The sequence below is a fragment of the Nocardioides panacisoli genome (assembly GCF_019448235.1).
GTDB classification, from domain to species: Bacteria; Actinomycetota; Actinomycetes; order Propionibacteriales; family Nocardioidaceae; genus Nocardioides; species Nocardioides panacisoli_A.
In genome coordinates, this window is sequence record NZ_CP080409.1 from 1,074,297 (window position 1) to 1,094,558 (window position 20,262).

Here is a 20,262-nt window from a genome sequence, read left to right on the forward strand (position 1 = left end):
GGGGGTTGGACCGCAGGCCGTCCTGCTGCCACGGTTGCGCGGTGGACACCATCGTCGTCATCACCACCGGGGGCACCATCGCCTCCACCAGCGACGGCACCGGCGGCCAAGCGGCGTCGGCCTCCGCCGACCAGGTGCTCGGCGACCTCGCTCCCCCGCCCGGCACGACGCTGCGTGCCGTGGACCTGTTCCGGATCAACAGTGCGGCCCTCGGCCTCGCCGACCTCGACGAGGTCGCCGGCGCCGTGGCGGAGGCACTGGCCGACCCCACCACCCGGGGCGTCGTGGTGACCCACGGCACCGACACCATGGAGGAGACCGCCCTCCTGCTCGACCTCCAGCACGACGACCCCCGACCGGTCGTGCTCACCGGCGCCCAGCGCGGTCCCGAGCACCCCGACCCGGACGGTCCCGCCAACCTCGCGGCGGCGGTGGCGGCCGCCGCCAGCGAGGAGACCCGCGACCTCGGTGCCCTGGTCTGCTTCGCGGGCGAGATCCACCAGGCGGCCGGCACCCGCAAGGTGCACAACGCGGCCAGCGCGGCCTTCGCCGACCCCGACCGCGGTCCCGTCGGCACCGTGGTGGACGGCACGGTGCGGGTGCACACCCGCCGGCCCCGCGGCGTACGCCGTCCGCGCACGGCGATCTCCGGCACCCGCGTCGACGTGGTGCCCTGCTACCCCGGTGTCGACCGCACGGCACTCGACGCGGTGGTGGCCGCCGGCGCGGCCGGCATCGTCCTCGAGGCGCCCGGCACGGGCAACACCAGTCCGGCGATGGTGGCGGCCGTTGCCGAGCACGTCGCCGCCGGTGTCGTCGTGGTCACCTCGACCCGGGTCCACGCCGGGGACGTCCGCGCCGTCTACGGCGGCGGTGGCGGCGGGGTGGACCTGCTCGCCGCCGGTGCCGAGCTGGCAGGCGCACTCCGTCCGAGCCAGGCCCGCATCCTGCTCGCCGTGCTGCTGGCGGGCGGCGCGGACCGCGCCACCGTGCGGGAGGCCTTCTCCCCCGGTCTCAGTGCCGGGTCCACTCCTCCGACTGGGTGAGCCGCAGCAGGTAGACCAGGGCCGGGAGCACCAGCACCGCCGCCAGGCCGACCGCGATGAGCAGTCCCTGCAGCGTGGCCGGTGCCCCGGCGCCGGCGGAGATCGTCACCTCGTCCACCAGCAGCCACGGGTACTGCCCGACGCCCCACCCGGAGACGACGGCCGCCACTGCGACGACGGCCGCGATGCGGGCCACCTCGTAGCGCCGCCGGGCGAGGAGCACGAGTGTCGCGGTGCCCGCGAGGCCGGACGCCAGGACCAGGGGCGCCGCCCGACCCGCGAGCCCCTCGGCGAGCGTGGGGGCGTCGCGCGTCAGCGGCACCAGGGCCGCGAACACCACCGCCCCGGTCACGACTCCGACGCCCAGCGCCCGCGTCCGGAGCCAGTCGGCCAGGTCGGGCTCGCCGCCGCGCTCGGCGTCGGCGGTCAGGAAGACCCCCGCCAGGAACGCGCACGTGCCGACGGCGATCACGCCGCCGAACAGCGAGGTCGGGTTCACCCACGCGCTCCACAGGTCCTCGCGTCCCGTGGCCGGCACGCGGCCCGAGGCGATCCCGCCGGCCACCGTGCCGAGGAAGAACGGTGTGATCACCGACGAGGTCGCGAACACAACGCCGAAGAGGCGCGCCTGGCCCAGCGTCTCGGCGTACTTGCGGAAGGCGAAGCTGGCACCCCGCAGCACGATGCCGAGCAACGCGAACAGCAGCGGGAGGATGAGGGCGTCCATCGCCGCGGCGAAGGACTCCGGGAAGCCGGTCCACCACGTCACCAGGACGTAGATCAGCCACACGTGGTTGGCCTCCCACACCGGACCGATGCTGTGGTCGACCAGCGTCCGGACGCGGGCGCCGGAGCGGTCACCGCCGGCGATGAGGTCGAAGAAGCCGGACCCGAAGTCCGCTCCCCCGAGGACGGCATAGGCGACGACGCCGACGAAGAGCGCCGCGGCGACCGCGACCTCGAGGCTCATCGTGCGCCCTCCGCATCAACGCGGTCCGGGCCGTAGGGCGAGGGCAGTGACTCCTCGCCCTCGCGCCACCGTCGGGCCATCGAGCGCAGCACGACCGCGGCGCCGACTCCCATCGCGGTGTAGAGCGCGGTCGTCGCCCCCAGCAGCCACCACAGGCCGGAGTTGTCGCCGGCGGCCTCGGAGGTGCGCATGACGCCGTAGACGATCCACGGCTGACGTCCGACCTCGGTGGCGATCCATCCGGCCTCCATCGCCACCACGGCGAGCGGGCCCGACACTGCGACCGCCCGCAGGAACCAGCGGTGCCGCAACAGGTCGCGACCGCGCCAGCGCAGCACCCAGTAGAGCGCCACCCCGCCGGCGAGCAGCGAGCCGATGCCCACCATCGCCTGGAAGGAGAGGTGGGTCAGGTTGATCGGCGGCCGGTCCTCCTCAGGGATCGTGTCCCACCCGGGCACCGGCTCGGAGAGGGAGTTGTTGGCCAGCACCGAGCCGAGCACGGGTACGTCGATCGAGCCCCGCACCTCGCCGTCGACGTAGATCCCGCCGATCCGCAGCGGCGAGGGGCTCTCGGTGGTCTCGGCGAGCTCGAAGGCCGCCAGCTTCGCCGGCTGGCGCTCCGCGAGGCCGTCGCCGAGCAGGTGGCCGACGAAGGGTTGGGCCAGCGCCGCCACGGTGGCGAAGGCGAACGGGACGACGAAACCGAGCCGGTGGTGCTCGTCGCGGCGCCCGCGGAGCATGCCGACGGCGTACACACCGGCGACGCAGAAGCCGGCCACCATGTAGGCCGCGAGCCACATGTGGAGCATCTGCATCAGTGCCTGGGAGTTGAACAGCACGGCCCAGGGGTCGACGTCGGTGACCTCCCCGTCGACGAGTCGGAACCCGACGGGAACGTTCATCCAGGCGTTGACCGCGAGCACGCAGTAGGTGCCGACCACGCCGGCGATCGCCATCGGGACCAACATCAGGAGGTGCTGGCGGGCGGGCATCCGCCCCCAGCCGTAGAGGTAGATCCCGATGAAGATCGCCTCGATGAAGAACGCGAGGCCCTCGAAGGCGAACGGGAGGCCGAGGACGTCGCCGTAGGTGCCCATCAGGCCCGGCCACAGCAGCCCCATCTCGAAGCTGAGCACCGTGCCGGAGACCGCCCCCACCGCGAACAGCACGGCCGAGGCCTTCGCCCACCGCTGGGCCAGGCGCAGCGCGCGCTCGTCGTCGTGACGCACTCCCCGCAGGTGCATCACGAAGATCATGGCCGGGAAGGCGACGCCGAAGCAGGCCAGCACGATGTGCGATCCCAACGACAACGCCATCTGCTGACGGGCGGGCAGCAACCCGCCCGGTTCGGCGACGAGACTGAGGAGGTCCGGGCTGATCACGCCTGAAAACCTACGTCGCCGGAACGCCCGATCCGACACTTTGTGAAACTTTTCACGTACTGCTCCGCGCCGGGCTCCCCCGCCTCGCGGCGAACGCTCGGCATGGCGTATCAATCAGGCATGGCCTACTTCGAGCGCACCGGTGACCACGCCTTCACCGCGACCACCGCCACCGGTGGCGCCTGGCAGGTCGACGAGCAGCACATCGCCCCCGCGATGGGGCTGCTCACCCACCTGGTCGAGGAGGACCGACGGGCCCGCGGACGCGACGACCTCGTGCTCGGACGGCTCGGCTTCGACATCCTCGGCCCCGTGCCCGTGGCGCCCGTGGAGACCAGCGTCCGGACCGTCCGCCCGGGACGCAGCATCGAGCTGGTCGAGGCGAGGATGGCGCACGCCGGTCGCGACGTGCTGGTGCTCCGGGCGTGGTTGCTCCAACCGCGCGACACCACGGCGGTCGCCGGCCCCGACCCCACCCCCCTGCCCGGTCCGGACGCGATGGCGCCCTGGGACCCGACCACCGTCTGGCCCGGTGGCTTCATCGCCTCCATCGAGGTGCGCCGCGCCCAGGTGGCGCCGGGGCGCGCGACCTACTGGGCGCGCACCGAGGTGCCCCTCGTGGACGGCGACGTGTCGCCCGTCGCGCGGGTGGCGGGCCTGTTCGACATCGCCAACGGCATGACGGTGCGCGAGAACCCGGCCGTCGTGGCCTTCCCCAACCTCGACCTGACCGCGCACCTCCATCGCGTGCCCACGCCGGGCTGGCTGGGTTTCGACACCACCGTGACCTTCGGCGCCGACGGGCTCGGGCTCACCAGCAGCGTGCTGCACGACCTCGAGGGTCCCTTCGGCGTGGTCAACCAGACGTTGACGGTCCGCCCGTCGCCCAGCGCTCCGCCGTCGCCCGCCACGCCTCGAGGGTGAGGAAGAAGAACTGGGCCTCCTTGTCCAGGTACGACGTCACCACGCGCGTGCGTGGTCCCCGCTCGGCACCGAGCGCCTCGGCGAGAGCGACCGACTTCTCGTTGGCGACGTCCGGCTCCAGCACGATGCGGCGTACGCCGTCGCGTGCGAAGAGTGCCTCCATGGCGAAGGCCACCAGCTCCGGCGTGCGTCCCGACCGCGCCGGGTCGTCGGGCAGCAGGGCGTGGATGCCGAGGTCCCCGGGGCGCCGGTCGTAGAACCGGCCGATCTCCTCCACGGCGGGGTCGTAGGTCTGCAGCAGCGCCAGCGGCCGGTCCTCTCCCGCCACCTCGAGGAAGTGGGCGGAGAGGTGCGGCTGGGACCCGATGTAGGTGTAGATGTCGCGAACGCCGTCGCGCGTCTCCTCCTGCATGCCCCAGAAGCGGGCGCGGTCGGCCGTCACCCAGGCGTGGAGCAGGTCGGCGTCGGCCTCGGGGTCGACCTCGCGCATCCGGATGGTGCTCATGGCTCCTCCTCGGTGTCGGGCCAGGTGATCGGGAAGGTCCCGCCCGCGGCCCAGGTGTCGTGCTGGTCGGCATGGTGCGGGTCTGCTCGCAGGCCGCTGGCACCGAGCGGGACCGCCCAACGGCTGCGGTCACGGTCCGCGAGGTCCCACACGTAGCGGGCCACCGGTCCGCGCGCGGTCACTCCGCTCCCGGGGGCGGAGGCCGCGGCGAGCACGCACTCGGTGTCCCCCGGCATCGGAGTCGCCGGTCCCGGAGGACCCTCCAACCCGACCTGCGCCGTGCCATGGAGGGCATGGAACCGGTGGCGCTCACCCCACGGGGGCGGCGGGACGTCCTCGGCGACCTCGACGACGGCGTCGCGCACCACTGCGGGCAGGTCCAGCCCGAAGGGCCGCTCCGCCGCCAGGATCGTGGGCAACGCGAGCTGCACGCGGCCGGCGAGGTCGAACCACGCGGCGTACATCTGCCCGTAGGGCGACCCGCCCGCCAGGCCGGCCAGCGCCGGCGCCTCGCACACCCGGCGCACGACGGCCTCGCGGAGCGCGACGTACGCCGCCGCGTCCCGGCTGACGGCGGTCATCTGACGGTTCCAGTCCAGCAGCCGCCGGCGCAGCAGCATGGCCTCCGCCGGCAGCGCGGTGAGGTCGCCGACGAGCTCGAGGAGCCGGTCGGCCGCGTTCTGTCGCACGTCGCCGAGCACGGCCGCAGCGCCCGCCGCGGTGTGGGTACCGGCGCGCAGCAGGGCCTCGATCCGGTCGGCGCGGAAGGGCGGTGCGAACTCCTCACCCAGCACCTCGTACCCCGGCCCGGAGCGTTGGTTCGCGGTGACGGCCGCCTCCTCCGGTCCGACGGTCCGGTGCGGGAGCGTGTCCACCCAACCGTGCCAGCCGTGGCCGCCCTCCCCCGCTCGCGGCGCCCGTCGCAGCGACCTCCCGCGGTCGGGGACCCGGCCCGCCACGAAGTGCGCGGCACCGCCCGAGCGGTCCGCGGCGAGGACGTTGTTGACGGGGTCGACCCAGGCGGCGAAGGCGGACTCGACGTCGGCCACGCTCCGGGCGCGCAGCAGGGCGGGGAAGGCAGCGGCCCCCAGGTCCCCGAGGACGTCCGCGGGTGTCCGCAGGCTCAGTCGCTCCCCGCGACGGTCGACCACGATCGGGCCCCGGTCCGTGCGGGCCACCGTGATCCGCACCGGGGCGGCACCGGCCACTGCGATCTCCTCCGCGTGCTCCCGCATGGGTTCTCCAGCCTCGACGTAGAGGTCGTGGGTGTCGGCGACCGCATTGGTGATGGCCCACGCGACGTCGCCGGCATGACCGAAGTGCTGGACGCCCGGCACCCCGGCGAAGGCGAGACCCACCACGTCGAAGGCGTCATCGGGGTCGGTGCAGGTCAGCCGCACCTGGGCGTAGATCCCCGGGTCCTCGATCACCCGGTGCGGGTCACCGGCGACCAACGGCATCCCCGTCGCCGTGCGCCCACCACCGAGCACGAAGGCATTGCTGCCACCCAGGAGGCCCTCGTGCCGGAGCAGCCGCAACGGGTCGTCGCCGACCACGCTGCGCACGTGGTGGCGCCAGAGCTTGCTGGGGAAGGAGCCGAACATCACGTGCTGCACCCAGAAGACCGCCAGCGGCGTCCAGGGCTGCCACGTGCCCGGGGCGACGCCGAGCGCATCGAGCTCCGGGGCCACGACGCCCTCGGCGATCGCGTCGTTGACGCCCTCGGCGTACGCCGCCACGAAGGCCTGCGGCTCCTCGGCCAGTCCGTCGTGGGCCCGTCGGGCGGTGTCGGCCAGCGCGGCACGGCGGGCGAAGGTGTCCCACTCCACGGCCGCCGGCCCGAGCAGCTCCGCGACGCGTCCCTCGCCGCGCCGCCGTTCGAGGTCCAGCTGCCACGCCCGGTCGCGGGCGATCGCTCGCCCCTGCTCCCGGGCCACCGCGGTCAGGGAGTCGGCGCGGATCCACGGGATGCCGTGCTCGTTGCGGGTGATCATGCGAGCGGGTTGGCGAGCGTGCCGGCGAAGAGGAGGGAGTCGGCCTGGTCGGTGATGTCGACCATCTCCAGGGTGTTGCGCAGCTGCAGTCGGTTGAGGCAGCTGTGCCGGAACCTCGGGGCGAACAGGTCGTAGCGCGCCGCGGCGTCGGCGAGCTCGGGGTGCTGCTCGGCGTGCTCGCGGACCAGGGTCCGGGCGATGGCCCAGAACTCGGTCGCCGGCAGCACGCCGTCCTCGTCGAGGATGGCCGCGAGGTGGCGCAGGAAGCCGTCGAGCACGTCGGTGTGGATCGCGAGCGGACGCATCTCCTCGGGCACGTCGGCCCGGATCCGCTCCACCTCGGCGGGCAGCGGCAGGTCACCCATGACCGCCACCTCCTCCCCGATGTCCTTGAGGAACATCCGCACCGGCACGTGGTCGCGCAGCACCATGACCAGGTTCTCACCGTGGGGCATGAACGCGAGGTCGTAGGCGTAGAGGCAGTGCACGAGCGGGACCAGGTATGCCCGCAGGTAGGTGCGGACCCAGTCCTGGGCGCTGAGCGGGGAGGCCTTCACCAGCCCCGTCGCGAACGCGGAGCCGTGGCGGTCGCGGTGGAGCAGCGACGCCATCGTGGCGAGTCCCTCCTCCGGTGCCACCTTGGCGACGGGGCTCTCGCGCCACAGCGCCGCCAGCATCTTCTGGTGGGCCGACCGCTGGCCGTGGGCGTGGAAGGCGTCCCCGGTGTAGCCGCCCGCGGCGACCTCCCGCAGCACGTCCACCCCCAGCTCCCGCAGCACGGGGTCGTCGTGCACCGTCGCGGCGACCCAGTCGTTGATGGCCGGCGTCGCCTCCATGTAGGCCGGTGACAGGCCACGCATGAACCCCATGTTCTGGATGGACAGGGCGACCTTCACGTAGTGCCGGGTCGGCCGCGTCGCGTTGAAGAAGGTGCGGATCGACTGCTGCGCCTGGTGCTCGTCCTCGCCGCGACCCAGGTGGACCAGGTCGCGGCGGGCCACGTCGGGGGCGAAGCTGATGGCCAGCTTGTCGCGCCACTGCCAGGGGTGCACCGGCAGGAAGCGGTACTCCTGCGGAGGCAGCCCGAGCGCCTCGAGCCGGCGTCGGAACTGCTCGACCCGGGCAGCACCCAGCTCGGCCTCGACCAGGTCGTCCTCCGCGACGCCGTCACCGGTGGTCAGGTGACCCAGGCTGCGACGTACGGCGAGCCACTCCAGGTGCACCGGTGCGGCGGTCTCCGGGGCGTAGCGGTGGTAGTCGTCGACGCCGAACCCGATGCGCCCGTTGTTGGCCACGAACGCCGGGTGTCCCTCGGTCATCGACGACTCGACGACCTGGAATCCGACGGCGGTGTCGGCGGCCGGTCCGACCGCGGCGACGAGGTCGGCGGTGGTGCGGGTGGAGCGGGTGTGCTTCCACGCCGCGGCGGCGAGCGTGGCCGCGATCTCCTCGAGGTAGACCGGCAGCAGCTGGTCGGGGATGCCGAGCGTCGGGGCGAGCTCCGCGACCAGCGCCTGGGCGTCCAGCGGGGACTCCTCCCCGCGGACCCGTCGGACGAGCGAGGCGGCGTCGACGACCCAGTGCTCCAACGCGTGCTGCCGCGCGGTGAACTCGTACTCCGCCCGGCTGGTCTGCAGCACGAAGGTCCCGTCGCCGACGGGGGTGGGCGCGATGAGGCGCTCGTGGGCGTACTCGGCGATCGCCTTGGCGACCAGGTGCCGCTGCGCCTGCTCCAGGGCGTACGGCGTGAGATGGTCGACGGCCGCGGCGTCGGCGAAGTCCTCCCGGGTGCAGGTGGAGAGCATCGCGGTCTTGTCCGGCAGGGCCACCTCGCGGACCTCGACGAAGCCCGCGGCCACGTTCTTGGCCCGGATCGGTCGGTTGTCGGCGTCGGGTTCGACCACGACGCGTCGCACGGAGGTGTCGGCGAAGCAGAACTCCATGACGGCGCGGAACACCTCGCTGGTGTAGCCCCGCTCGGGCTCCCCCTCCGGCGGTGCGACGAGCACGTGCATGCCGAGGTCGCCCGTCCGCAGCTCGGGAAGGTCGGCCAGCGGTGAGTGCGCCGGGTCGTAGGTCTCGACCAGGAAGGCCGGCCGGCCACGGTCGCGACCCAGCCAGGCGTGCTGGTGGGGGTCGTCGCGGATGGCGGACTGCTCGGCGTGCACGTCGGCCGCCGACCAGTCCTGCATCATCCAGAAGGCCGATCGCGGGTGGGTCAGCCAGCGGTGCAGCAGCGCGGTGTCACGGTCGACGTCGACCGGTTCCAGGGTGAAGCGGCTCATCGGCCCACCTCCACCGTGGCGCGGTCCCCAGCATCGGTGCGGAAGCGCTCGGGGACCCCGAACTCCTGGAACGCGATGCGCTCCTCGACCCGGTAGACCTCGCGACCCGCCAGCTGGTTGATGATCACCGAGTTGCGGAAGGCGCCCATGCCCAGGTCCGGCGCCACGAAGCCGTGCGTGTGCTCCTCACCGTTCTGGACGTAGACCTCCTCGCCGCCGTGGTCGACGGCGTACCCCTCGCTCACCCGGTAGCGGCCCTCAGCGTCCCAGCGGATGCGGTCGCTGATCGGGGTGAGGAACGCCGGCACCTCCGCGCGGTAGCCCGTGGCGAGCACGAGCGCCTCGGCGGAGATCTCGAAGTCCCGGTCGGCCTCGACGTGGTGCAGGTCGAGCCGGATCCGGTCGCCGTCGCGCCGAGCCCCGACGACCTCCGTCGCCGTGAGCAACGTGGTGTCGGTGCCACCGGAGACGTCGCGGGCGTAGAGCTGGTCGAAGATCTCGTCCACGGTGTCGGCACTGATGCCCTTGTACAGGCTGCGCTGGTCGCGCAGCAGCTCGCGCCGCGTGGTCGGGTCGAGGCCCTGGAAGTAACGGGTGTACTCCGGGGAGGTCATCTCCAGGGTGAGCTTGGTGTACTCCATCGGGAAGAACCGCGGCGAGCGCGTCAGCCAGGTCAGCTGGTAGTCGCACTCGTCGATCCCACCCAGCAGGTCGGCGTACACCTCGGCGGCGGACTGGCCGCTGCCCACGACCGCGATGGAGTCGCACTGCTGCAGCGTGGCCCTGTGGTCGAGGTAGGACGCCGAGTGGACGACGGCGTCGTCGTCCAATACCCCGGTGAGGGCGTCGGGCACGTGGGGCGTCGTGCCGGTGCCCAGGACGAGGCGCCGGCCACGGAACACCTCCCCCGTGGCCGAGGTGACGACGTAGGTGCTCCCGTCGTGCTCGACGCGCACGACCGGCCGGCCGAAGCGGACGGTGGCGAGCCGTGACGCGGCCCACTGGCAGTACTGGTTGTACTCGCGCCGCAACGGGTAGAACGACTCCCGGATGTAGAAGGAGTACAGCCGCCCGGTCTCCTTGAGGTAGTTGAGGAACGAGTACGGCGACGTCGGGTCGGCCATCGTCACCAGGTCGGCGAGGAACGGCACCTGGAGGGTGGCCTCCGGCAGCATCATCCCGGGGTGCCAGTCGAAGTGGTCGCGGGCCTCCAGGAAGACGCCGTCGAGGCCGTCCACGGGCTCGGTCAGGCACGCGAGGCCCAGGTTGAACGGGCCGAGACCGATGGCGACGAAGTCGTGGGTCGTGGTCATCGGGCACCTCCCACACCGACGGCGTTGCCGTCCCGGCTGTGGAGGTCCTCCCCCACCACGCGGACCTCGTCGATGATCCCGATCAGGTCGTCGAAGGTGGCCTTGGGGTTGAGCAGGGTCATCTTCAGGAACTGGCGGCCGTCGACCCGGGTGGCCGCGACGACGGCGCTGCCGCGGTGGAAGAGCACCGACCGGATCCGCCGGTTCAGCTCACCGGTCGCCTCCTCCCCCAGGCCCGGTGGTGCGTAGCGGAACACCAGCGTGCTCAGCTGCGGCGGAGCAGCGACCTCCACGTCGGCGAGGTCGCGCACCGCCTCGTGGAGCTGCCCGGTCAGCGCGATCACCGCGTCGAGGTACTCGCCGATCGTGTCGGCCCCCATCGTCCGCAGGGTGAGCCAGAGCTTCAGCGCGTCGAAGCGGCGCGTGGTCTGCAGGCTCTTGTCGACCTGGTTGGGACGATCGGAGTCCGCCGGGTTGAGGTAGTCCGCGTGCCAGCTCACCGCGGCGAGGTCGTCGCGGTCGCGCACGAGGACGGCACTGGAGGACACCGGCTGGAAGAACGTCTTGTGGTAGTCGACGGTGACCGAGTCGGCCAGCTCGATGCCGGCCAGGCGGTGGCGGTGACGGGCCGAGGTGAGCAGGCCGCCGCCGTACGCCGCATCGACGTGGCACCAGGTCTCGGCGGCGCGGCACAGCGCGCCGATGGAGCGCAGGTCGTCGATCGCACCGAAGTCCGTCGTCCCCGCAGTCGCCACCACCGCGATCGGCACCTCGCCCTGCTCGTGGAGCCGCTGCAGCAGGCGGCCGAGCTCCACGACGTCCATGCGTCGGTCGTGGTCCACCGGCACCGGGACCACCGCGGCGTCGGGCAACCCCATCAGCCGTGCCGACTTCTGCACCGAGAAGTGGCCGTCACCGGAGGCGAGGATCCGCATCCGGTCGGCGGTCACCCCCCGCCGCTCGGCACGGCCCCGGGCGCACACCAGTGCCTGCAGGTTGGACTGGGAGCCACCGCTGGTGAAGACGCCGTCCGCCACGGGGCCGTCACCCGCGGCGTGGGCGCCCTCGAAGCCGATCCGCGCGGCGGTCCAGTCGATGAGGTGGCGCTCGATGAAGGTCCCGCCGACGCTCTGGTCGAAGGTGTCCAGGGAGCTGTTGACCGCCGTGAGGAGCACCTCGGCGGCCAGCGCCGGGATCACGATCGGACAGTTGAGGTGCGCGGCGTACCGCGGCTCGTGGAACCAGACGGCGTCGCGCATCCACAGCCGGGTCACCTCCTCCACCGCGGCGGCCGTGGACCCCAGCGGGTGGTCGAGGTCCACCTCCCCCACCGGCGGAGCCGCCTGGGAGGGCGTCAGGCCCGAGACGGGGCCGTTCACCGCTCCCAGCTGGTCGATGACGGTGCGCAGGGCCTCCGACATGGCGCTGGCATAGTGGGCCGCGTTGTCGGGATGGAAGAGATGGCGATGGTCTGACACGGGAGCCTTCCGAGACATGCTGATGAGGGTAACCTAACTTAGGGCTGCATTACCTAATCACACCTGCCCGGTCCGGCACTGTCGCGTGGCTCACATCGTCGGTTGCCTACGATGTGCGCCATGTCGACCGCGCTCCCCCGCACCCTGGCCGCCCTGCTCGCCTCCGCCGCGCTCCTGCTGGCCGCCTGTGGTGACGACGCCCAACCGGAGGCCAGCGACCCCGCGAGCGCTGCCGACCCCACCAGCGAGTCACCGACCACGGACACGGATGCGGGTGACGACGCCACGCAGGGCGGCGCCTGCGAGTACCCGACGGCCGGCGACCCTGCCGTCGAGGGCGTCGAGCCGCCGCCCGAGGAGCCGTCCGTGTCCGGGGACGTCGCCGCCACCCTGACCACGTCGGTCGGGGAGTTCGGTCTCACCCTCGACGCGGAGGGCACCCCGTGCACCGTCAACTCCTTCGTCTCGCTGGTCGAACAGGACTACTTCGACGGCACCCAGTGCCACCGGCTCACCGACTACAAGGCCTCGGGCGGCCAGGCCGGCCTGAAGGTGCTGCAGTGCGGTGACCCGACGGGCAGCGGCGCCGGCGGTCCCGGCTACACGATCCCCGATGAGCTGACCGGCGAGGAGACCTATCCCGCCGGCACGCTGGCGATGGCCAAGACCAGCATGCCCGACTCCGGCGGCTCGCAGTTCTTCATCGTCTACGACGACTCCGCGCTGCCGCCGGACTACACCGTCTTCGGCACCGTCGACCGCGCCACGATCCGTGCGGTCGCCGACGTCGCGAAGGACGGCTCGAACCCGCCCACCGACGGTGCGCCCAACACGACCGTGACGGTCGAGGAGGCGTCCGTCACGCCGTGACGGTCCGCTCCCCCGGCGTGGGCAGCCGGGTTGTGTCGGCTCCCGCTGTTTGACTGGCGCCATGGAGATCTTGCTGTTGCTCGTGGGCCTGCTCGCCGGTGTCGCCGTGGGGTGGTCGGCCCGTCACGCAACCGCTCCTCGCCCGCCCTCGGCGGACGAGCTCCAGGCCCGTCAGGACGCCGTCGTCACCGAGGTGCGTCGCGAGGAGGAGCAGGCGCGTGCCGAGGTCGCCGCCCGGCTCGCCGCCGCCACGGCCTCCGTCGAGGAGCTCCGGGCCGCGCTGGCGGCCGCACGCGAGCAGTACGACCAGGACGCCACCCAGCGCCGGGAGGCCGCCGCCGAGCGCGAGCGGTCCGAGGCCGGCCACACGCAGGTCCTCAAGACGCTCACCCCGGTGGCGCAGCAGTTGCAGGCCATGCAGCGACGCGTGGAGGAGCTGGAGCAGCAGCGGTCCGAGCAGCACGGCGCGCTGGCCGAGCAGCTGCGCCACACGCAGAGCTCGGTGGCCGAGTCCAAGCGCGCTGCCGAGACGCTCGCCTCGGCCCTGTCCAACAACGCCGTCCGGGGCGTGTGGGGCGAGACGCAGCTGCGGACGCTGGTGGAGACCGCCGGTCTGCTCCAGCGGGTGGACTTCGACCTGCAGGCCTCGATCGAGGCTGACTCCGGGGCGCGACGTCCCGACATGGTGGTCAACCTGCCGGGCGGCAAGCAGATGGCCGTGGACGCCAAGGTGCCCTACAGCTCCTTCATCGACGCCCACCGCTCCGGCATCGACCCCGAGGAGCGCCAGCGCCTGCTGGGCGAGCACGCCAAGCAGGTGCGCCGCCACGTCGACGCGCTGTCGCAGAAGAGCTACTGGAGCGGGCTGGCGGTCAGCCCGGAGTTCACGGTGGCCTTCATCCCCAACGACCAGCTGCTCTCGGTCGCACTGGAGACGGACCCCTCGCTGCTGGACTACTCCTTCGGCAAGGGGATCGTGCTGGCGACCCCGGCGAACCTGTGGGCGATCCTCAAGACGGTCGCCTTCACCTGGCGCCAGGAGGCGCTGACCGAGGATGCACAGGAGGTCTTCGACCTCGGCCGGCAGCTCTACCGCCGTCTGGGCACCCTGGCCGAGCACGCGGAGAAGCTGCGGCGCTCGCTCGAGCGCACGGTCAACAGCTACAACTCCTTCGCGAACTCACTGGAGTCGCGGGTCATGGTCACCGCCCGCAAGCTCGACCGGACCGACGAGTCCGCGCTGCTGCCGACGCCCCAGACCATCGATGCCGCGCCGCGGGCACTGACCAGCGGCGACTTCGAGGCGCTGGCCGACCTCGACCGACCCGAGCTGGACCTCGGCCTCGGGACCACCGCCGACACCGTCGACGCCGAGGTGGTCGAGGACCCCGACTCCGCCGCGGGCTGAGGCCCGCGCGGGTCCGGTCAGGCGTACTCCTCCACCGGCGGGCAGGAGCAGACCAGGTTCCGGTCGCCGTGTGCCTGGTCGATCCGGGCGACCGGTGGCCAGTACTTGTCCGGGTCCACGCCGCTGGGGTAGGCGCCGAGCTCGCGGTCGTAGGGACGGTCCCACGGCCCGACCAGGGCCCGACCGGTGTGCGGCGCGTGCCGCAGCGGTGACTCCGCGAGGTCCCACTCGCCGTCCGCGACCCGGTCGATCTCGGCCTTGATCGCGATCATCGCCTCGCAGAACCGGTCGAGCTCGGCCAGGTCCTCGGACTCGGTCGGCTCGACCATGAACGTGCCCGCGACGGGGAAGCTCATCGTCGGGGCGTGGAAGCCGTAGTCGATGAGCCGCTTCGCGACGTCGTCGACGCTCACGCCGGTGCGCTTGGTGATCTCGCGCAGGTCCAGGATGCACTCGTGCGCGACGAGGTCGGAGTCGCCGCGGTACAGCACCGGGTAGTGCTCGCCGAGCCGGGCCGCGAGATAGTTCGCCGACAGCACCGCGACCGCGGTCGCCCGCGCGAGCCCCTCGGCGCCCATCATCCGCACGTAGGCCCAGGAGATCGGCAGGATGCCGGCGGAGCCGTAGGGAGCGGCGCTGATCGCGCCGAGCCCCTCGCGCCGCTCGACGTCGGGGTGCAGCGGGTGGGTCGGGAGGTGGGGGGCGAGGTGCTCCCGCACCGCGACCGGGCCGACGCCCGGCCCTCCCCCGCCGTGCGGGATGCAGAAGGTCTTGTGCAGGTTGAGGTGGGACACGTCGCCGCCGAACTCACCCGGGCGCGCGTGTCCGAGCAGCGCGTTGAAGTTCGCGCCGTCGATGTAGACCTGGCCGCCGTGCTGGTGGACGACCTCGCACAGCTCGGTCACCGTCTCCTCGTAGACGCCGTGGGTCGAGGGGTAGGTGATCATGATCGCCGCGAGCGTGTCCGCGTGCTCGGCACACTTGGCCCGGAGGTCGTCCAGGTCGACGGCACCGTGCTCGTCGGCCTTCACGACGACCACCCGCATCCCGGCCAGCACGGCCGAGGCTGGGTTGGTGCCGTGGGCGGAGGACGGGATGAGGCACACGTCGCGCTGGCCCTCGCCCCGCGCGTCGTGGTACCTGCGGATCGCCAGCATCCCGGCGTACTCCCCCTGCGCGCCGGCGTTGGGCTGGACCGAGACCCGGTCGTAGCCGGTCACCTCGGCGAGCCACCCCTCCAGCTCCTCGATCAGCCGGCGGTAGCCGCCCGCGTCCTCGGCAGGGGCGAAGGGGTGCAGGTTCGCGAAGCCCGGGAGCCCGATGGGCTCCATCTCGGCGGTGGCGTTGAGCTTCATCGTGCAGGAGCCGAGCGGGATCATGCCGCGGTCCAACGCGTAGTCGCGCGCAGCCAGCCGGGTGACGTAACGCAGCATCGAGGTCTCGCTGTGGTGACTGGTGAAGACCGGGTGGGTGAGGTACGGCGTGGTGCGCTCCAGCGCCGTCGGCAGGGCACGGGGCGCCCCCTCCGGCGCCGGGGACGCACCGAAGGCCGCCTCGACCGCGCGCACGGTCTCGACGGTGCTGACCTCGGAGAAGGACAGGCCCACGGTGTCGGCGTCGACGCGCCGGACCTGCAGGCCCCGCTCCCGTGCGGCGGCGACGACCTCGTCGGCACGACCCGGCACCGCCACGCAGAAGGTGTCGAAGAAGCCGTCCTCGGGGACCGTCAGGCCAGCAGCCCGCAGCGAGGCCGCTGCTCGGGCAGCCAGGTCGTGCGTGCGCTGTGCGATCGCGCGCAGGCCGTCCGGTCCGTGGTAGGCCGCGTACAGACCGGCGATCACCGCGAGCAGCACCTGTGCGGTGCAGATGTTCGACGTCGCCCGATCGCGCCGGATGTGCTGCTCACGGGTCTGCAGGGCCAGTCGTACGGCGGGTTGGCCCTCCGCGTCGACCGACACCCCGACGAGGCGACCGGGCAGCTGCCGCTCGAGTCCGGAGCGCACGCTCATGAAGCCGGCGTGCGGGCCGCCGTAGAACAGCGGGACGCCGAAGCGCTGCGCCGACCCCACGACGACGTCGGCGCCCATCGCGCCCGGCGCCTCGAGCAGCGTCAGCGCGAGCAGGTCGGCGGCCACGACGGCCAGGCCACCCCGCTCGTGGACCGCCTCGATCACGGCGCGCGGGTCGCTCACCCGTCCCGAGGCCCCGGGGTACTGCACGAGCACACCGGCGACGTCGCCGTCCGGCAGCCCCGCGGCGAGGTCGGCCACGCACACCTCGAGCCCGAGTGCGGCCGCGCGGGTGCGCACCACGTCGATGGTCTGGGGCAGCGCGTCGGCGTCGATGACGAACGGGCCGGCGGCCTTGCGGTTGGCCCGGTGCGCGAGCACCAGCGCCTCGGCGGCCGCGGTGCCCTCGTCGAGCAGCGACGCGCCGGCCGTGGGCAGGCCGGTGAGGTCGGCGACCATGGTCTGGAAGTTGAGCAGGGCCTCCAGGCGCCCCTGGGAGATCTCGGGCTGGTACGGCGTGTAGGCGGTGTACCAGCTGGGGTCCTCCAGGACGTTGCGCCGGATGACGCCCGGAGTGTGGCAGGGGTGGTACCCGAGCCCGATGAGCGATTCACCGGGGCGGTTCTGGTCCGCGATCTCGGTGAGCTCGCGGACCGCATCCTCCTCGCTCGCGGGCGCCGGCAGCGCCAGGGGCCGGCGGTCCCGGATCTGGCGGGGCACCGCGGCGTCCATCAGCTCCTCCAGCGAGGAGTGCCCCAACCGGTCGAGCATGGTGGCGACGTCGGACTCGTCGGGACCGAGGTGGCGGCGGGTGAAGGGTGCGGACATCGGGTGGGCTCCAGGATCACGGGGACGAAGCCTCCCCCTCTGTCACCGCCGTCGGCTCCAGAGTTGCCTGGTCCACGCGGTCCGGCTGCCTGAGAGGTTCCGGGGAGGAATTGCCCCTTCGGCGCCCCCGGGCCGCACTGCCCGGAGGACTCTCCCGCGTGGGATCGTCAGCCCCGTCAGGCTACCAGCGGGTCGCTCAGCCGGCGCTGCGGGCGGCACGGCGCGCCGCCAGCTCGTCGCCGGGGACGTCCTCGCCCTCGGCGACCGCACGCTCGCTCGGAAGCTCCGAGAGCGTGCCCTCGATCTCGCGCCACACGCCACCGATGGCGATGCCGAACACGCCCTGGCCGCCCTGGAGCAGGTCGATGACCTCGTCGTTGCTGGTGCACTCGTAGACCGAGGCGCCGTCGCTCATCAGCGTGACCTGGGTCAGGTCGTCGGTGCCGCGCTCGCGCAGGTGGGTGACGGCGGTGCGGATCTGCTGCAGCGACACACCGGTGTCCAGCAGTCGCTTGATGACCTTGAGGATCAAGATGTCCCGGAAGCTGTAGAGGCGCTGGGAACCGCTCCCCGACGCGTTGCGCACGGTCGGCTCGATGAGCCCGGTGCGTGCCCAGTAGTCCAGTTGGCGGTAGGTGATCCCGGCGGCGTTGCATGCCGTGGGACCGCGGTAGCCGGCATCGCTGGGAAGCGGCGAGACGTCGTCGGTGAAGAGGAGGCCCTGCTCCTCGGCAGCGTCGGCGGCGTCGAGGTTCGCCGAGTCCTGCTGGTGCTCGTTCACAGGCGTCCTCCGGGTGTTCCTCCGCCGCTGCGTGGTGACGGTGACGGGTGTCGTCTCGGGGAAATCATCACCACAGCGAAGTCATGACCAAACTACGGCGATGTGAGCCACCCGTCAAAGAGGCCCGCCCGGCGTGTCGCAACTCTCACCCTCCAGATGAGGGTCAGGGGACTCGCGGTCGGTCAGTCCGACTCGAAGTCCTCCGGGGAGACGTGGTCGAGGAACTCCCGGAACCGCTCGACCTCGTCCTCCTCCTCGGCCGGCACCGCCAGCCCCGCCTCGTCCAGGACGCCGTCGGCGCAGTAGATCGTGGTGCCCATCCGCAGCGCCAGGGCGATGGAGTCGGAGGGACGCGCACTCACCTCGGCGCCGTCGGCGAAGACCAGCGTCGCGTAGAAGACGCCGTCACGGACGTCGACGATCTGGACCTGCTCCAACTCACTGCCCACGGCCGCGAGGATGTCCTTCATCAGGTCGTGGGTCAGTGGCCGGGGTGGCACCACACCCTGCTGGGCGAAGGCGATCGCCGTCGCCTCCGCGGCACCGATCCAGATCGGCAGGTACCGATCGCCTGTCACCTCGCGCAGGAGCACGATCGGTTGGTTGGAGGGCATCTCCACCCGTACTCCCATGACGTCGACCTCACGCACGCCTCCACCCTACTCCGGCAGGGGTGTCGGGCCGCAGGGGTGGGAGCCCCCAGCCTCAGAGCCGACGCAGGCCCGTCTTGACCAGGGTGGCGTGCAGCCGGACCGCCAGCGCGGCCATCTCGCTCGCCGCCTCCTCGGCACGGGCCGAGGCGGAGGTGTCACGGCTGCGGCGCACCGGCGTCACGACCTGCTCGACGAGACCGACCTCGCGATCCGCAGCGGTCTTGAAGGCGCGGAGGTGGCGGGGTTCGAGCCCGAAGTCGGCGAGGTCCCGCGCAGCTTGGGCGATGACGAGGGCATCGGTGTCGTAGTGCCCGGTCGTCAAGGGCCGGACCAGGCCGAACTCCTCGAGCTGGTCCAGCAGCTCCTCGGGCACCTCGGCGATCTTCACCAGCTCCTTGCGCGAGATCCGCAGGTTGTCGCTGCGGCGGAACGACTCGGGGGCCGGGAGGCCGTCGGCGCTGAGTGCCACGGTCGGCACGGTCGGCACGGTCGGCTCGATCGGCGGCGGCTCCATCCCGCGGTCGATCGCGTCGAGGTGTTCGCCGATGACCTTCAGCGGGAGGTAGTGGTCACGCTGCATCCGCAAGACGTAGCGGAGCCGGTCGACGTCCTCCTCGGAGAACTTGCGGTAGCCCGCCGGGGTCCGCTGCGGCTTGATGAGCCCCTTGTCCTCCAGGAACCGGATCTTGGGGATCGTGACGCTCGGGTGGTCCGCGCGCAACTGCTCGAGCACCTGCCCGATCGTCATCAGCGCGGGTGCGTCCGCCGGCCCGGCCCGATCGGGTCGCGGGGCTCCCACGTCAGGCGCCCTCGTGTCCGGCGTAGAAGACCAGGCGGTACTTGCCGATCTGGACCTCGTCGCTGTCCTGCAGGGCGACCTTCTCGATCCGGTCGCGGTTGACGTAGGTGCCGTTGAGGCTGCCCACGTCGCTCACCGTGAAGCCCTCCGGCGTGCGATCGAAGATCGCGTGCCGCCGCGAGACCGTCACGTCGTCGAGGAAGATCTCGCTCTTGGGATGGCGGCCCGCCTGCACCTGGTCCTGGTCGAGCAGGAAGCGGCTGCCCGCTCCCGGGCCCTTCTGGACGACGAGGAGCGCGTGGCCGACCGGGAGCGCGTCCACCGCGGCGGCGTCGACCGCGCTCAGTTGCCGGTCGCCGGTCTCCAGGCGGTCACCGACACCGATCTGCATCGTGTCGCTGTCCATGGCGCCGGAGTCGGCGGTGAGCAGACGCGTCCCACACTGGGCACAGAACCGTGCGTCATCGGGGTTCTGCCGGCCGCAGGCGGTGCAGAACGGCATCACAACTCCTCGCTGTCGGGACCACGTGCTGACTCCGAGCCTCACCGAACCCTCAACTTCACGGTGAGGCTCGCTACGAGACCTTACCCCCTCACTCCTCGACGCGGGACCGGTACACGTCGGCGTCGAGCAGATCGTCGACATCGGCCGCGGAGGCGGGGCGCATCTCGAACAGCCAGCCCTCGGCGTACGGCGCGGTGTTGACCAGCTCCGGCTGGTCCTCCAGGGCGGGATTGACCGCGGTGACCTCGCCGGACAGGGGGGCGTAGACGTCGCTGACCGACTTGGTGGACTCCAGCTCGCCGCAGGCGTCGCTCGCGGAGAGCTCGGTGCCGGCCTCGGGCAGTGACACGAAGACGATGTCGCCGAGCGCGTCCTGGGCGTAGTCGGTGATGCCGATGCGGACCGACCCCTCGCTCTCCCCCGGTGACTTCACCCACTCGTGCTCGTCGGTGTACTTCAGGTCGCTGGGGATGTCCACGTGGTCCTCCGTCGGCTGGTCGGTTGTCCGGGGG

General features: G+C 72.3%; 17 protein-coding genes and 1 riboswitch. Of the genes, 4 read left to right on the forward strand and 13 right to left on the reverse strand.

Translation table 11 applies throughout. From position 1 onward, the window contains the following. Positions 1-41: 41 nt before the first annotated feature. Entirely contained in the window at positions 42-1,046 is a 1,005-nt protein-coding gene (locus KUV85_RS05290; RefSeq protein WP_219962175.1) for an asparaginase domain-containing protein, read from the forward strand. Here the strand turns inward: KUV85_RS05290 and KUV85_RS05295 are convergent. Continuing rightward, a complete protein-coding gene (locus KUV85_RS05295; protein WP_219962176.1) occupies positions 1,015-2,016 on the reverse strand; it encodes a cytochrome d ubiquinol oxidase subunit II in 1,002 nt (333 codons plus the stop codon). The two genes, KUV85_RS05290 and KUV85_RS05295, sit on opposite strands and share 32 nt — an antisense overlap. Next, complete coding sequence (locus KUV85_RS05300) at positions 2,013-3,398, reverse strand: cytochrome ubiquinol oxidase subunit I (RefSeq protein ID WP_219962177.1); 1,386 nt, start codon at positions 3,396-3,398, stop codon at positions 2,013-2,015. Before KUV85_RS05300 ends, KUV85_RS05295 begins: the two co-directional genes overlap by 4 nt. 120 nt (positions 3,399-3,518) lie before the next feature. Here KUV85_RS05300 and KUV85_RS05305 point away from each other — a divergent pair, with 120 nt between their 5' ends. Continuing rightward, complete coding sequence (locus tag KUV85_RS05305) at positions 3,519-4,322, forward strand: thioesterase family protein (RefSeq protein WP_219962178.1); 804 nt, start codon at positions 3,519-3,521, stop codon at positions 4,320-4,322. On the opposite strand, the gene KUV85_RS05310 is transcribed toward KUV85_RS05305, so the two are convergent. The 5 genes from KUV85_RS05310 to KUV85_RS05330 are packed head-to-tail and all read right to left on the reverse strand — an operon-like array spanning position 4,255 to position 11,840. After that, on the reverse strand, positions 4,255-4,827 hold the full coding sequence (locus KUV85_RS05310) for a GNAT family N-acetyltransferase (RefSeq protein ID WP_219962179.1): 573 nt from the start codon (positions 4,825-4,827) through the stop codon (positions 4,255-4,257). The two genes, KUV85_RS05305 and KUV85_RS05310, sit on opposite strands and share 68 nt — an antisense overlap. Beyond that, positions 4,824-6,821, reverse strand: a complete 1,998-nt coding sequence (locus KUV85_RS05315) for a penicillin acylase family protein (RefSeq protein WP_219962180.1) — start codon at positions 6,819-6,821, stop codon at positions 4,824-4,826. Before KUV85_RS05315 ends, KUV85_RS05310 begins: the two co-directional genes overlap by 4 nt. Beyond that, positions 6,818-9,106: a GNAT family N-acetyltransferase gene (locus KUV85_RS05320; RefSeq protein WP_219962181.1), complete on the reverse strand. Its 2,289-nt coding sequence runs from the start codon at positions 9,104-9,106 to the stop codon at positions 6,818-6,820. The genes KUV85_RS05315 and KUV85_RS05320 overlap by 4 nt, the downstream gene beginning before the upstream one ends. Next, positions 9,103-10,419 (reverse strand): lysine N(6)-hydroxylase/L-ornithine N(5)-oxygenase family protein, encoded by a 1,317-nt coding sequence (locus KUV85_RS05325; RefSeq protein ID WP_219962182.1) that lies wholly within the window; start codon positions 10,417-10,419, stop codon positions 9,103-9,105. Before KUV85_RS05325 ends, KUV85_RS05320 begins: the two co-directional genes overlap by 4 nt. Continuing rightward, positions 10,416-11,840: a pyridoxal phosphate-dependent decarboxylase family protein gene (locus KUV85_RS05330; protein ID WP_219962183.1), complete on the reverse strand. Its 1,425-nt coding sequence runs from the start codon at positions 11,838-11,840 to the stop codon at positions 10,416-10,418. Before KUV85_RS05330 ends, KUV85_RS05325 begins: the two co-directional genes overlap by 4 nt. Positions 11,841-12,017: 177 nt before the next feature. Here KUV85_RS05330 and KUV85_RS05335 point away from each other — a divergent pair, with 177 nt between their 5' ends. Together KUV85_RS05335 and KUV85_RS05340 are read left to right on the forward strand one after the other, a co-directional pair. Beyond that, on the forward strand, positions 12,018-12,767 hold the full coding sequence (locus tag KUV85_RS05335; protein WP_219962184.1) for a peptidylprolyl isomerase: 750 nt from the start codon (positions 12,018-12,020) through the stop codon (positions 12,765-12,767). A gap of 61 nt (positions 12,768-12,828) precedes the next feature. Beyond that, positions 12,829-14,175 carry a DNA recombination protein RmuC gene (locus KUV85_RS05340; RefSeq protein ID WP_219962185.1) on the forward strand — a complete coding sequence of 449 codons (1,347 nt, stop codon included), beginning with the start codon at positions 12,829-12,831 and terminating at the stop codon, positions 14,173-14,175. A 17-nt stretch (positions 14,176-14,192) separates the two neighbouring features. Here KUV85_RS05340 and gcvP read toward each other — a convergent pair whose 3' ends face one another. From gcvP to gcvH, 6 genes are all read right to left on the reverse strand, one after another. Beyond that, positions 14,193-17,012, reverse strand: a complete 2,820-nt coding sequence (gene gcvP, locus KUV85_RS05345; protein ID WP_219962186.1) for an aminomethyl-transferring glycine dehydrogenase — start codon at positions 17,010-17,012, stop codon at positions 14,193-14,195. Positions 17,013-17,079: 67 nt separating this feature from the next. Beyond that, a riboswitch (glycine riboswitch) is annotated at positions 17,080-17,179 on the reverse strand. Between the two features lie 29 nt (positions 17,180-17,208). Beyond that, a complete protein-coding gene (locus KUV85_RS05350) occupies positions 17,209-17,793 on the reverse strand; it encodes a MerR family transcriptional regulator (RefSeq protein ID WP_219962187.1) in 585 nt (194 codons plus the stop codon). A gap of 182 nt (positions 17,794-17,975) precedes the next feature. Further along, positions 17,976-18,443: a bifunctional nuclease family protein gene (locus tag KUV85_RS05355; protein WP_219962188.1), complete on the reverse strand. Its 468-nt coding sequence runs from the start codon at positions 18,441-18,443 to the stop codon at positions 17,976-17,978. A 55-nt stretch (positions 18,444-18,498) separates the two neighbouring features. Further along, a complete protein-coding gene (locus KUV85_RS05360) occupies positions 18,499-19,194 on the reverse strand; it encodes a MerR family transcriptional regulator (RefSeq protein WP_219962189.1) in 696 nt (231 codons plus the stop codon). Between the two features lie 52 nt (positions 19,195-19,246). Continuing rightward, positions 19,247-19,747 carry an FHA domain-containing protein gene (locus KUV85_RS05365; RefSeq protein ID WP_219962190.1) on the reverse strand — a complete coding sequence of 167 codons (501 nt, stop codon included), beginning with the start codon at positions 19,745-19,747 and terminating at the stop codon, positions 19,247-19,249. 91 nt (positions 19,748-19,838) lie between these two features. Then, complete coding sequence (gene gcvH / locus KUV85_RS05370; RefSeq protein WP_219962191.1) at positions 19,839-20,228, reverse strand: glycine cleavage system protein GcvH; 390 nt, start codon at positions 20,226-20,228, stop codon at positions 19,839-19,841. Positions 20,229-20,262: the final 34 nt, after the last annotated feature.